Below are 12159 nucleotides of genomic sequence, written 5' to 3'. Positions count from 1 at the left end.
ACATCGCGTCCATCAGTGATTCACGATGGGCGATTCCGATGCAATGCAATCCGCAGCGAATGTTGAAGGCACGGCTTGCAGTCAAGCTCCTGAGCGTGTTGCTTTGCGTTACGGCAGCTTCCGCGCGGGCGGAAACCTTGCGCGAGGTGTTCGAGAAAGCGTGGGCGAATTCCCCCCAGGGGCGGACGGCAGAGGCGAAACGGGACGAAGTCGCCGCCAGCCGATCGGTGGCCGAATCCTGGTTTCCTGCCGCCCCGAAAGTTGATGCTTTTCACCGGACCGACCGCTGGAACAGCGATCTCGGCAACCAGGAGAGCGAAATCGGCGTTTCCGTTCCGCTCTGGCTGCCCGGACAAAAGGCCGCGCGCCGAAGCCTGGCCGAGGCCGAAGGCGGCGAGAACGAAGGCGACATCCAGGCGGCACGATTGGCCGTGGCCGGTGAACTGCGCCGGGCGTTGTGGACGCTGATCATCGCCAGGAGTGAAGCCGAGGTTGCCGCAGAACGCCTGCAAACCGCGCTCGGACTCGAAGCCGATGTCGGCAGGCGGCTCAAGGTCGGAGAAATTGCCCGCTCCGACCTGCTGCTTGCCCGGCAGGAAACCGCCAGTGCGCGCGCCGCCGCTGCCGACGCGCAACTCGGGGTGGTACGCAGCCTGCAACGCTACCGGCTGCTGACCGGCAGCGACCGGCTGCCGGACGATCCGCAGGAGCCGGTCGCGAGGGCAGACAGTCGGCCGGTCGATCCCCGCGTCGCCGCCGGCCAGGCCGTTATCGAGCGCGCCCGCGCTGCCCGCAAACTGGCGCAGGAGTCACGCCGCGAGGCGCCGAGTGTCGGAGTGCTCTATCGCCGCGATCGTGAGCTGTCCGGTGCTACCCCGCGCGACAGCATTGGTTTTGCCATCAGCATCCCGCTCGCCGTCGAAGCGCGCCATGCGCCCCTGATGGCCAGCGCCAACACCGCCCTGATCGAGGCCGAGGCCCGCTACCGGCGGCTCGTCGCCGAAGTCGAGGCCGAGGTGCTCGAAGCCGAGGCGCAGCTCGAATCGGCGGTGCTCGGTGCGGCGCTGGCGGTCGAGCGCGAGCAAGCCGCGGCGGAGCGCCTGACACTCATGCGCCGCGCGTTCGAGCTTGGCGAAACCTCGCTCGTCGAGCTGCTGCGCGCCCAGTCCCAGACCACCGAGGCGCGCATCGAAGGGGTCCGCAGCCGTTCCCGACTTTCCGCCGCGCAGGCCAATCTGAACCAGGCTCGAGGAATCACGCCATGACCCAACCATTCTTCCTCCCGACCTGGGCCGCTCGTTGTGTTGCGGCCATTCTGCTTGCACTGTTTTCCCTGTCTGCGCCGGTCATCGCCCACGAAGGCCATGACCACGGGGCCGCCGCGAAACCCACGGATGTCCGGTTGGCGACACGCTTCGAGGTGCGCAACGAGGACGTGGAAATCGTCGGTCTGCTCGCCGACAAGAATCTGCTCATCTATGTCGACCGCGCCAGCGACAATGTGCCCGTTCAGGGCGCGCAGATCGAAGTCGATGGGTCAGGAATCAAGGGCGTTGCCACCGCGATGGCCGACGGGGTCTATCAATTGCCCGCCGCCGCCCTCGCCCAGGCCGGCAAACACCCCCTGACGCTGACGATTCAGGCAGGGGAAATCGTGGATCTGCTCTCCGTCACTCTGGAGGTGGGAGAAGTCCCGGCGGCAGCGTCCGCAAAGGAAAATACCAAACGCCCGTGGTGGCTCCTCGCAGGGATTTCGCTGCTACTGCTCTCCGGCGGCCTGGTCGCGCGTCGCCTGCGTCGCCGAGCAAGAGAAAGGGCCATTCACCATGTCTGATTACCCCACTTCAGGCCGTCACGCTCTTGTCCTGCTGTTGGTTGGTGTTCTCACGGTTCAGCAGGTCTGGGCGCACGCCGGCGAGGACCATGGCGACGAGAAGAAATCCACCCCGGCTCCGGCGGCGGTCGCCGCAGTCAACGCAGTCGACGCCCAGGGACAGGTGACCTTTGTCGAGCCCGCCTTGCGCTTGCCGGATGGCTCCGTTTTCGTGCCGAAATCGGCCCAACGGCAATTGGCGCTGCGCACCCAGGTGGCACGCACAGGGGAGTTTCCCCGCACCGTCGAACTCAATGGCCGCGTCGTCGGCGACCCCAATGCCGGCGGACGCGTGCAGACTTTCCAGAGCGGGCGCATCGAGGCCGGCCCGAAGGGACTCGCGGTACTCGGCCAGCGGGTCGGCAAAGGGCAAGTTCTCGCCTGGCTGCAGCCGGCGTCCAGCGCCATCGAACGTGGTTCGCAGCAGGCGGCGCTGGCCGAAATCGCCGCTCAGGAAGCCATCCTCGAACGCCGCGTCGCACGCCTCAGGCAACTGGAAGGCAGCGTTCCGCAGAAGGATGTCGAGCAGGCGCAGATCGAACTCGCCGCCTTCAAGAAGCGAAAAGCCGCGGTCATCGGCAGCCTCGGTCGTGAAGCGCTGGTGGCGCCGGTCAGCGGTGTCGTCAGCGCCGCCAACGCCGTCGTGGGTCAGGTCGTCGATGCGCGGGAGGTGGTCTTCGAGGTGATCGATCCACAGCGCCTGGCGGTCGAGGCACTGGCCTACGACCCGCTGCTGCTCGCCGGACTGGCCGGGGCCAGCGCGCCGGTGGCCGGCGGCGTTGTCGATCTGGCCTTCGTCGGCATCGGGCGCAGCCTCAGGGAGCAGGCGATGCCGGTCCTGTTCCGTGTCGAATTGCCGAAGAGCGGTGAGTTGCCGGCGCTTGCGGTCGGCCAGACACTCAAGGTACTGGCCCAGACTCGGGAGCGCCAGTCCGGCGTCGCCGTTCCCATCGGTGCCGTGGTGCGCAATGCGGCCAATGAATCGGTGGTTTGGCTGCATACCAGCGCCGAGCGCTTTGTCTCGCGCAAGGTCAGGATCGTGCCGGTGGACGGTCATACCGTGGCCGTGACCGAGGGGCTGAGCGGCGGCGAGCGGGTCGTCGTGCAGGGCGCCGCATCGCTTTCCCAGATTCGCTGAGGGGGCGCCGTGTTCGATTTCATCATCACGACCAGCCTCAGGCAACGCCTGATCGTGCTCGGCGTGGCGTTGCTGTTGATCATTTATGGCGCCCTGACCGTGCGCAAGATGCCGGTGGACGTCTTCCCCGACCTCAACAAGCCGATGGTCACGCTGATGACCGAAGCCGGCGGCATGGCGCCGGAAGAGGTCGAGCAGTTGATCACTTTCCCCATCGAGTCGGCGATGAACGGGATGTCCGGTGTGACGCGCGTGCGCTCCGTGTCCGGTATCGGCCTGTCGGTGGTGTATGTCGAGTTCGTTTGGGGAAGCGAGATTTACCGCAACCGCCAGCAGATCGCCGAACGTCTCAACTTGGTGCGCGAACAATTGCCCGAGGGCATCGTTCCACAGATGGGGCCGATCTCGTCGATCATGGGCGAGATCCTGCTCATCGCCCTGCCCGCCGACCCCGACAAAGTTAGCCCGATGCAGGTCCGGGAATACGCCGACTGGGTCATTCGCCCGCGCCTGCTGACCATTCCCGGCGTCGCGCAGGTCATTGCCATCGGTGGCCAGGTCAAGCAGTACCGCGTTGAACCCGATCCGGCGCGCCTGCAGGCGCTGGCAGTGACACTGAGCGAACTGGAAGCGGCGCTGAAAAACTTCGGCGGCAACACGGCCGGCGGCTTCGTCGATGCCGGCGGACGCGAATACCTGATCCGCAACATCGGCCGCAGCAGCCGGCTGGAAGACCTGCAGAACCAGCCGGTGGCGACGCGCAAGGGGCAAGTGATCCTGCTCCACCAGGTCGCCTCGGTGAGCTTCGCGCCGGCCATCAAGCGCGGCGATGGCAGTTTCCAGGGCAAGCCGGCAGTCATTCTCTCGGTACAGAAGCAACCGACGGCGGACTCGGTGACCTTGACGCGCGCCATCGAAGAAGCCCTGGCGGAGATGGGCAAGCGTCTGCCGCAAGGGGTCGAAAGACCGCAGTTCCTCTTCAAGCAGGCCAATTTCATCGAAGCGTCGGTCAATAACGTCGAGGAAGCGCTGCGCGACGGCGCGATCATCGTCGCCATCATCCTCTTCCTGTTCCTGGCCAATTTCCGCACGACCTTCATTTCGCTGACCGCCATCCCGGTCTCCCTGCTGATCACGGCGCTGGTCTTCCACTACTTCGGCCTGTCGATCAACACCATGACGCTTGGCGGTCTGGCCATCGCCATCGGCGAACTGGTTGATGATGCGGTGGTCGATGTCGAAAACGTCTTGCGTCGCCTGCGCGAAAACCGGAGTTTGCCCAATCCCCGGTCGGCGCTCGAAGTGATCGCTGCCGCCTCGAAGGAAGTCCGCACCGGGGTGGTCTATGCGACCTTGATCGTCGTGCTGGTGTTCATTCCGCTGTTCGCCCTGCCGGGTATCGAGGGCCGGCTGTTCACGCCGCTCGGCGTGGCCTATATCGTTTCCATCCTGGCCAGCATGGCGGTGGCAATGACCATCACCCCGGTGCTGTGCTACTACCTTTTGCCGAAAATGAAGCACATCGATCATGGCGACAGTGCCCTGGTCAAGAAACTCAAGGCGTGGGACGAACGCCTGCTCAACTGGTCCTTTGATCGTGGCCGAGTGCTGCTGGCCGGTGCGGCGATCACCGTCGCACTGGCGCTGGCATCGATCCCCTTCTTCCCGAAATCCTTCCTGCCGCCGTTCAACGAAGGCACCCTGACGGTCAGTGTGCTGCTCAACCCCGGCACCTCGCTCAGCGAGGCAAATCGCATCGGCACGCAGGCGGAGAAGCTCTTGCTGACAGTGCCGGAAGTCACCGAAGTTGGCCGCCGGACCGGTCGGGCCGAACTGGACGAACACGCCGAAGGCGTCCATTCTTCGGAGATCGAGGTCGACCTGAAAGCCTCGGAACGAGGCCGCGAGGTGATCATCGCCGACCTTCGCCAGCGCCTCTCCGGCCTGCCAGCGGTGGTCAGTGTGGGACAGCCGATTTCGCACCGCCTCGACCATCTGCTTTCGGGTGTGCGGGCGCAGATTGCGCTGAAGATCTTCGGTGACGACCTGGATACCCTGCGCGGGCTGGCCAGCGACTTCAGGGAGCGATTGGCCAGGATCCCCGGGATTACCGATCTGCAGATCGAAAAGCAGGTCCTGATCCCGCAGTACAAGATCCGCGTCGACTACGCCGCCGCCGCGCGCTACGGCGTCACCTCCGGCGAGCTGCTGCTACGGCTCGAACAGTTGCTGGCCGGCGAACGCGTTGGCCAGGTCCTGGAAGGCAATCGTCGCTTCGACCTCAGCCTACGCCTGCCGGACGAAGCCCGCGGCGAGCGCGGCCTGGAGAACCTGCTGATCGAGACACCGACCGGTCGGGTGCCGCTCTCCAGCCTCGCGACGATCGAGGATGGCGACGGCCCGAACCAGATCGGCCGGGAGAACACGCGCCGGCGCATCGTCATCTCGGCCAACAGCGATGGTTCCGACATGAGCCGCATCATTGCCGAGATCCGCGCGGAAATCGACCGCCAACCGATGCCGGAGGGCTATTTCCCTCTCCTGGAGGGGCAGTTCCAGGCGCAGGAGGAGGCCACCAGGCTGATTGCGGTACTGGCGCTGGTCTCGCTGGCCATGATCTACCTGGTCCTCTACAGCCGCTACCGTTCGGCAATCCTGACGGCCATCGTCATGGGCAACGTGCCACTGGCGCTGGTCGGGTCGGTCGTGGCCTTGTGGATCTCCGGCCAACCGCTGTCGGTGGCCGCGCTGGTCGGCTTTGTCACGCTGACCGGCATCGCCACCCGCAACGGCATTCTCAAGATCAGCCACTACATCAACCTGTGCGCCTTTGAGGACGAGGTATTCGGGCGAAAGATGATCGTGCGCGGCTCGCTGGAGCGGCTGACGCCGGTGTTGATGACCGCCCTGGTCGCCGCCTTCGCCCTGACGCCGCTACTGCTCGCCGCCGACGCGCCTGGCAAGGAGATCCTGCACCCGGTGGCGGTGGTGATTTTTGGCGGACTGATCAGTTCCACCCTGCTCGACACACTGCTGACGCCGGTCATGTTCTGGCTGTTCGGCGAAAAACCGCTGCAGCGCTTGTTGGCCGAGAAAGCGAAAGAGTCCTTTTGACCCTGTCCCGTGAGGAAAAACCCATGCAACGCACCCTGATTTCCCCCCTGACCCTGGTGGCGGCTCTAGTGTCCGTCGGTAACGGCGCTTTCGCCCATGACGATGCCATGCTCGACAAACTCGCCGGACCCAATGGCGGCCAAATGCGCATGGCCGGTGCTTACCACTTCGAACTGGTCGTCGCCAGGGACAGCAAGCAGGCCAGAGACCACCCGGTCAGCGTCTATCTCACTGACCATGACGGGAAAAAGGTTGCCGCGGCGGGCGCCAGCGGTACGGCAACGATCCTGGCTGAAAAAGCGAAGATATCGGTGCCGCTGGTGCCGGCCGGCGACAACCGGCTGACGGGTGTCGGGAAGTACGCGTCGGATCCGCAGATGAAGGTCGTCGTGTCAATCACCTTCGCCGACAGGAGAACAGAACAGGCGCGGTTTACGCCACTGACCCACGCTATCGCCGATGGGCACAACGCTCACAAGCCTTGAGAGCCTCCAGGATTCCTCTGCAGGAAGCTCAACGATCGGACGGGGAAGACCAGCTCACACACGGTCACGCCACGCTCGGAACGAATGACGGCATCCCCTCCGTGAGCGCGCAAGATGGAGCGCGTGATGGCCAGGCCAAGCCCGGCTCCCTCGCTCGACCTCTGCCGGGAAGAGTCCACCCGATAGAAGCGGTCGAACAGTCGAGGCAGGTGTTCGCGCGCAACGGTGTCACCGGAATTCTCTACCGACAAGGTCACAGCCGAATCGCCCGTATCATCGACACGGACGACTATGCGACCCCCCGCAGGCGTGTGGCGCAGAGCATTCGAAAGCAGATTGCTGATCGCCCGGCGCAACATCAGCCGGTCTCCCGAAACGACGCCCCTGCCGGAGCAGGTGAGCACGATCGATTTTTCTTCGGCAAGGGCCTCGTAAAACTCGAACAAGCCCTTTACTTCGTCAATCAGGTCGAGCGGTTTGCGATCGGGAATCACCAGATCGTTGTCGGACCTCGCAAGAAACAGCATATCGGCAATCATTCGCGACAGGCGCTCGAGTTCCTCCGCATTGGAAGCCAGCACGTCGCAGTACTCATCGGACGCCCTCGCCTTTGACAAGGTGACCTGGGTCTGCGTCAGCAAGTTGGTGACCGGGGTTCGCAATTCATGGGCAATGTCCGACGAAAAATCCGACAGCCGTCGGAACGAATCCTCCAGTCGAGCCAACATCTCGTTCAGCGTCTCGGCCAACTCCGCCAATTCGGCAGGAACAGAGTCGGCAGAAAGCCGGGAGTGCAGTCGATGCGCTGTAATTCCCGCCGCTTCACGTCTGATCGCCTGCAACGGTGCAAGTCCGCGGCGAACGGCAAGCCAGCCAAGGAAGCCGGTCAGCAGGGCGGCCAGGGCCACAAACGACCAGAGCGTCATCCTGAACGAGCTCATGAAATGCTCGTGGTGTGAAATGTCGGTGGCGACGGCCACGATGACCGGTTGAGCGTCCTTGATCCCCGTTCTGGCCAAGGCGGAAATCCCACGCAGAGGCTGCTTATCCCTAGTCGTCCAGACTGTGGGGCGTGCCGAAGCCACCCAAACGCGACTGTCGAGCAGCGACTGGGGGAATTCGGCGCCACTCGTGGCAAACAGGATCTGTCCTTCCGGCGCCACGACGACCAATTCCAGGCCATGGTGACCGACGAGGGAATCATCCAGTTGCTGTGTAAGAACCTCCAGATCCACTGCCGAACGAACCTTCTCGAGGGTGTGTTGAGCGAGTTTCAGTTTGCCCGTGAGCACTTCCATGTCCTGCTCTTCGAAATGTCGCTCCAGCGAACCGGCAATCAAATAGCCCAACAGCAGCAAAACCACCGTCGACGACAACGCAAAGAGCATCGTCAGCCGGAAGGTCATTGACTTGTGCCCGCTCAGTCGCACCCGGTCGCCTCCAGCACATAACCCATGCCGCGTACGGTACGGATCAGTTTCGGCTCGAAACCATCGTCCATTTTTGCTCGAAGACGCCGGACCGCGACCTCGATCACGTTGGTGTCACTATCGAAATTCATGTCCCAGATCTGCGAGGCGATCAGCGACCGGGGCAGTACCTCGCCCTGCCGGCGCAGCAGCAGTTCCAGCAGGGCGAACTCCTTGGCCGTGAGGTCGATGCGCTTGCCGGAACGGCTGACCCGTCGCCGCATCAGGTCGAGTTCAAGGTTGGCTGCCCGCAGGAATTCCGATTCCGTGCTCTTGCCGCCCCGTCGCAGCAGGGTCCGCACCCGCGCCAGCAGTTCAGAAAAGGCGAACGGCTTCACCAGATAGTCGTCGGCGCCCGATTCCAGGCCGCGCACCCGGTCTTCGACCTGATCGCGGGCGGTCAGGAACAGAACCGGCATGTCCCTGCCGGATTTACGGATGCCCTGAAGCACCGCCCAGCCGTCGATCCCGGGTAGCATCACGTCCAGAATCACCAGGTCGTAGGCATTGGTCAGTGCGTAGTGGAGGCCATCGTCGCCGTCCTGGACCAGATCAACGCCAAAACCCGCTTCAGCCAAACCCTGCTTCAGATAACTCCCGGTTTTCAGTTCATCCTCAACGATCAGGATTTTCATCAATGTGCTCCTTCGTCGGGCTTGTGGATTCGTGCAATTCTGCGCCGGCCCGATGGCCTTTCCTTGAAGATTACGAGAATGTAATGCGCAAGTCAGCTTCCCAGGGGTCTGGCGAGAGCATACAAACTGCGAAGAGGACGAGTCCGGCCATGCACGAGTCAGAGTTCTGCGCAGGCAGAGCAAAGGATTACAGAAATGTAATTTTTCAGTCAGCTTTCTGTTGGGCTATGCCATTCAAACTGTACCCATCCGATTCCCCAGGAAAAGCAGCCATGACACTCCGCCTTCATGCTCTCCTGCCCGACGGTACGAGCAAACTATTCGCCCAACACTAGTCTGCCCGGAGAGAAGAGATAGGTAATATGTACCGGGGAATGGCCGCCTGTGCGCTTGCGCGACATCAGCAATACCATCTGCGATCCCCGGCTGGATGATCTCTGTCGCCGGTATCGCGCGGCGCCAAACGTAGTAGGCTACGCTGCCAGAATACCTAATCTGCATTGTTAGGAGGTTGCATGCGAGGAGTCACACCCACGGGGAAGTTTGCCTTGTGGTTGATGCTGGGTCTGGCGGCACCCGCTCTGTCGCAGGAGCTTGCCATCGGCCGTACGGTTGAGAGCCTGCTCGAATTCGCCCGGGACCGCAATCCGGAATACGCCGCCATGCAGGCGGAAGCGGACGCGGCGGCCGAACGCGTGACGCCGGCGGGCGCCCTGCCCGATCCCAAGTTCAGGATGGAACTACGGGACATCACCAAGTCCGGAGACCAGAACGCGACGCTCTCGCCTAGCCGCGTCGGTAGCACGCGTTACCTGTTGTCGCAGGACATCCCATGGTTTGGCAAGCGCGACCTCAAGCGCGAAGTGGCCGAACTCGAAGGGGAAAGCGCCAGGGGCCGCGCCCTGGGCACCTGGTCGGACATCGCGGCCAGGATCAAGACGATCTACGCGCAGTGGTATTACGTCCATCGGAACGAGCGCCTGACGCGCGAAATACTCGACCTGATGCGGCGCCTCGAAAGGATCGCACAGGCACGCTACAGCGGCGGCCTCGCGGCCCTGCAGGACGTCATTCGTGCCCAGGTCGAGCAGACCCGGCTGCGCAGTGAACTGGTGACCCTTGAAACCGAGCAACATCACCTGCACACCCGCCTGAATGCCTTGCTGGCACGCCCCCCCGAGGCACCCCTGGCCGAACCGGAAAGGCTCCGTCCGCTACCAGCACCCGCGCGGCTCGACTACGCCACGCTGGCGGAGCGTGTGCGCGCCCGTAACCCGGTGCTGGCGTCTGAAGGCAGCAAACTCAAGGCGGCAGAAAAAAGCCGGGAACTCGCCTACCGGAACCGCTACCCCGATTTCACCATCGGCGCCGGGCCGATCCAGTACCAGAGTGCGGTCAGGGAATGGGAAGTGATGGTCGAAATGAACATCCCCCTGCAGCAGTCCGCGCGTCGTTCGCAGGAGCGCGAGTCGGAAGCCATGCTGGCCGCCGCCCGCTCGCGTCGGGAGGCAAGCAGCAACCAGGTGCTCGCCGAACTGGCAGAGAACCTTGTCGGCATCGACGCGGCGCGTCGTATCGAAGCCCTGGCCACCAACGATCTGCTCCCCGAGGCCGACCTGACTTACAAGGCCGCCCTCGCCGGCTATGAAAACGGCAAGCTGGACTTTGCGACGCTACTCGATGCCCAGCGGCAGATTCGCCAGGCCAGACAGGAGCAGATCAAGGCGCAGGCCGAAGGACAGGCGCGCCTGGCAGAAATTGAACGTCTCCTGGGAGAAGATCTATGAAGCTGGGTGCGCGAGTTGCAGTCGGCGCCTTGACTGTCGCTGTGCTGGCGGCCGCCGGTGGCTATTGGGCCGGCAAGCGGAATGCTCCAGGCCATGCCGACGCGACGCTGCAGGCTGCCGCCGCCGGGCCGGCAGCGAATGAGCGCAAGATCCTCTACTACCGCAACCCCATGGGCTTGCCTGACACTTCGACAACGCCAAAGAAGGACCCCATGGGCATGGATTACATCCCGGTCTACGAGGGCGAAGCGGGCGCGGCGGACGCCGCCACCAACCTTGTCAGGATCAGTCCGGAAAAGGTTCAGAAGCTTGGCGTCAGGACCGAGGCCGCCAGCCTGCGTTCGCTCGAGCGGATCGTTCGCGCCGCTGGACGCATAGAGCCGGATGAACGCCGCCAGTATGCGATCGCGCCGAAGTTCGAGGGCTACGTCGAACGACTGCTGGTGAACGTGACCGGCCAGTCGGTCACCAAGGGCCAGGCGCTGTTTGAAGTGTACAGCCCGGAACTGGTCTCCGCCCAGCGCGAATACGCGATTGCCATCCAGGGTGTCGAGTCGCTGAACAACGCCGGCAGTGGCACGCGAAGCGGCATGCAGCAGTTGGCCGAAGCGAGCCTCACGCGTCTCAGGAACTGGGACATCTCCGACGAGCAGATCCGCGACCTGGCGAGTTCCGGGGATGCCCGCCGCGCGCTGACCTTCCGCTCACCCGTCAGCGGCATCGTGACCGAGAAGAAGGCCGTTCAGGGCATGCGCTTCATGCCCGGTGAAACGCTCTACCAGGTCGCCGACCTGTCCACGGTGTGGGTGATCGCCGACGTCTTCGAGCAGGACATCGGACTGGTGAAGTCCGGTGCACGGGTACGGGTCAAGGTCAACGCCTATCCCGACAAGACTTTCGATGGAGCCATCACCTACGTTTATCCGATGTTGACGGCTGAAACCCGCACCATTCCGGTGAGAGTCGAACTGGCCAATCCCGGAACCTTGCTCAAACCCGGCATGTTTGCGCAGGTGGAACTGGCGGCGGCAACCGCGGGCAAGGTATTGGCCGTACCGGTATCGGCCGTCATCGACAGCGGTACCCGCCAGATCGTCCTGGTACAGGTCAAGGAGGGACGTTTCGAGCCGCGCGAAGTGAAGCTCGGGGCCCGCGGCGAAAACCAGGTCGAAGTGCGCGACGGCGTTCGTGAAGGCGAGGAAGTGGTGGTCGCCGCCAACTTCCTGATCGACGCCGAGAGTAACCTCAAGGCCGCAGTCGCCGGCTTCGGTCAGGCGGCGCCTACCGGCAGCCAGCCATCCGCTCAGGACGATGCTGCCACCAAGGCCGGGCCAGCGAGCACGGTACACCAGGCCGAAGGCAAGGTGGAGACGATCGACGCGGGCAGCGGTGTCGCAAGCATCAGCCATGGCCCGGTGGCCAGCCTCAAATGGCCGCCGATGACCATGGCGTTCAAGGTCGCCAACGAGTCGCTGCGGAAGGATCTCAAGCCCGGTGCAGCGATATCCTTCGAGTTCGTCGAGCGCGGACCGGGCGAGTGGGTGATCACTTCGGTCAAGCCGGCGCCCAGGCCGGCAGACAAGGGCGCAGGGGCTGCGCCGGCCAACCCGCACGCCGGTCACTGACCGACCGCTGCGGCCATCAACGGAGATTCGGCG

Annotated in this window: 9 protein-coding genes; 7 read left to right on the top strand and 2 right to left on the bottom strand. The window is 63.8% G+C overall.

Annotated features, from left to right (window positions below; all coding sequences use genetic code 11):
* The first annotated feature begins 38 nt into the window (after positions 1-38).
* Genes V5B44_RS09260 through V5B44_RS09240 form a run of 5 tightly spaced genes read left to right on the top strand, consistent with a single transcriptional unit; the run spans position 39 to position 6610 of the window.
* On the top strand, positions 39-1265 hold the full coding sequence (locus V5B44_RS09260; RefSeq protein ID WP_332358772.1) for a TolC family protein: 1227 nt from the start codon (positions 39-41) through the stop codon (positions 1263-1265).
* Positions 1262-1834 (top strand): hypothetical protein, encoded by a 573-nt coding sequence (locus V5B44_RS09255; protein ID WP_332358771.1) that lies wholly within the window; start codon positions 1262-1264, stop codon positions 1832-1834. The genes V5B44_RS09260 and V5B44_RS09255 overlap by 4 nt, the downstream gene beginning before the upstream one ends.
* Positions 1827-3011, top strand: coding sequence for an efflux RND transporter periplasmic adaptor subunit (locus V5B44_RS09250; RefSeq protein ID WP_332358769.1), 1185 nt, complete (start codon positions 1827-1829; stop codon positions 3009-3011). Before V5B44_RS09255 ends, V5B44_RS09250 begins: the two co-directional genes overlap by 8 nt.
* Before the next feature lie 9 nt (positions 3012-3020).
* Positions 3021-6125 carry an efflux RND transporter permease subunit gene (locus V5B44_RS09245; RefSeq protein WP_332358768.1) on the top strand — a complete coding sequence of 1035 codons (3105 nt, stop codon included), beginning with the start codon at positions 3021-3023 and terminating at the stop codon, positions 6123-6125.
* A gap of 23 nt (positions 6126-6148) precedes the next feature.
* A complete protein-coding gene (locus V5B44_RS09240; RefSeq protein WP_332358767.1) occupies positions 6149-6610 on the top strand; it encodes a hypothetical protein in 462 nt (153 codons plus the stop codon).
* On the opposite strand, the gene V5B44_RS09235 is transcribed toward V5B44_RS09240, so the two are convergent.
* Both V5B44_RS09235 and V5B44_RS09230 read right to left on the bottom strand, forming a co-directional pair.
* A complete protein-coding gene (locus V5B44_RS09235; protein WP_332358766.1) occupies positions 6598-8040 on the bottom strand; it encodes a heavy metal sensor histidine kinase in 1443 nt (480 codons plus the stop codon). The two genes, V5B44_RS09240 and V5B44_RS09235, sit on opposite strands and share 13 nt — an antisense overlap.
* Positions 8031-8714: a heavy metal response regulator transcription factor gene (locus V5B44_RS09230; protein ID WP_332358765.1), complete on the bottom strand. Its 684-nt coding sequence runs from the start codon at positions 8712-8714 to the stop codon at positions 8031-8033. The genes V5B44_RS09235 and V5B44_RS09230 overlap by 10 nt, the downstream gene beginning before the upstream one ends.
* 515 nt (positions 8715-9229) lie before the next feature.
* Here V5B44_RS09230 and V5B44_RS09225 point away from each other — a divergent pair.
* The gene (locus V5B44_RS09225; RefSeq protein ID WP_332358764.1) at positions 9230-10501 is read left to right on the top strand and encodes a TolC family protein; all 1272 of its coding nucleotides are present in this window, start codon (positions 9230-9232) and stop codon (positions 10499-10501) included.
* A complete protein-coding gene (locus V5B44_RS09220; protein ID WP_332358763.1) occupies positions 10498-12126 on the top strand; it encodes an efflux RND transporter periplasmic adaptor subunit in 1629 nt (542 codons plus the stop codon). Before V5B44_RS09225 ends, V5B44_RS09220 begins: the two co-directional genes overlap by 4 nt.
* The last annotated feature ends 33 nt before the right edge of the window (positions 12127-12159 follow it).

The organism is Candidatus Accumulibacter necessarius (assembly GCF_036625085.1).
The sequence above is the reverse complement of the archived record's forward strand: the minus strand, read 5'-3'. Positions and strand labels throughout refer to the sequence as shown.

What these genes read in the sequence shown, in the direction of transcription:
- V5B44_RS09260 (WP_332358772.1), top strand. Translation starts at nt 39, where the DNA reads ATGCAATGCAATCCGCAGCGAATGTTGAAGGCACGGCTTGCAGTCAAG.
- V5B44_RS09255 (WP_332358771.1), top strand. Translation starts at nt 1,262, where the DNA reads ATGACCCAACCATTCTTCCTCCCGACCTGGGCCGCTCGTTGTGTTGCG.
- V5B44_RS09225 (WP_332358764.1), top strand. Translation starts at nt 9,230, where the DNA reads ATGCGAGGAGTCACACCCACGGGGAAGTTTGCCTTGTGGTTGATGCTG.
- V5B44_RS09230 (WP_332358765.1), bottom strand. Translation starts at nt 8,714, where the DNA reads ATGAAAATCCTGATCGTTGAGGATGAACTGAAAACCGGGAGTTATCTG.
- V5B44_RS09220 (WP_332358763.1), top strand. Translation starts at nt 10,498, where the DNA reads ATGAAGCTGGGTGCGCGAGTTGCAGTCGGCGCCTTGACTGTCGCTGTG.
- V5B44_RS09250 (WP_332358769.1), top strand. Translation starts at nt 1,827, where the DNA reads ATGTCTGATTACCCCACTTCAGGCCGTCACGCTCTTGTCCTGCTGTTG.
- V5B44_RS09240 (WP_332358767.1), top strand. Translation starts at nt 6,149, where the DNA reads ATGCAACGCACCCTGATTTCCCCCCTGACCCTGGTGGCGGCTCTAGTG.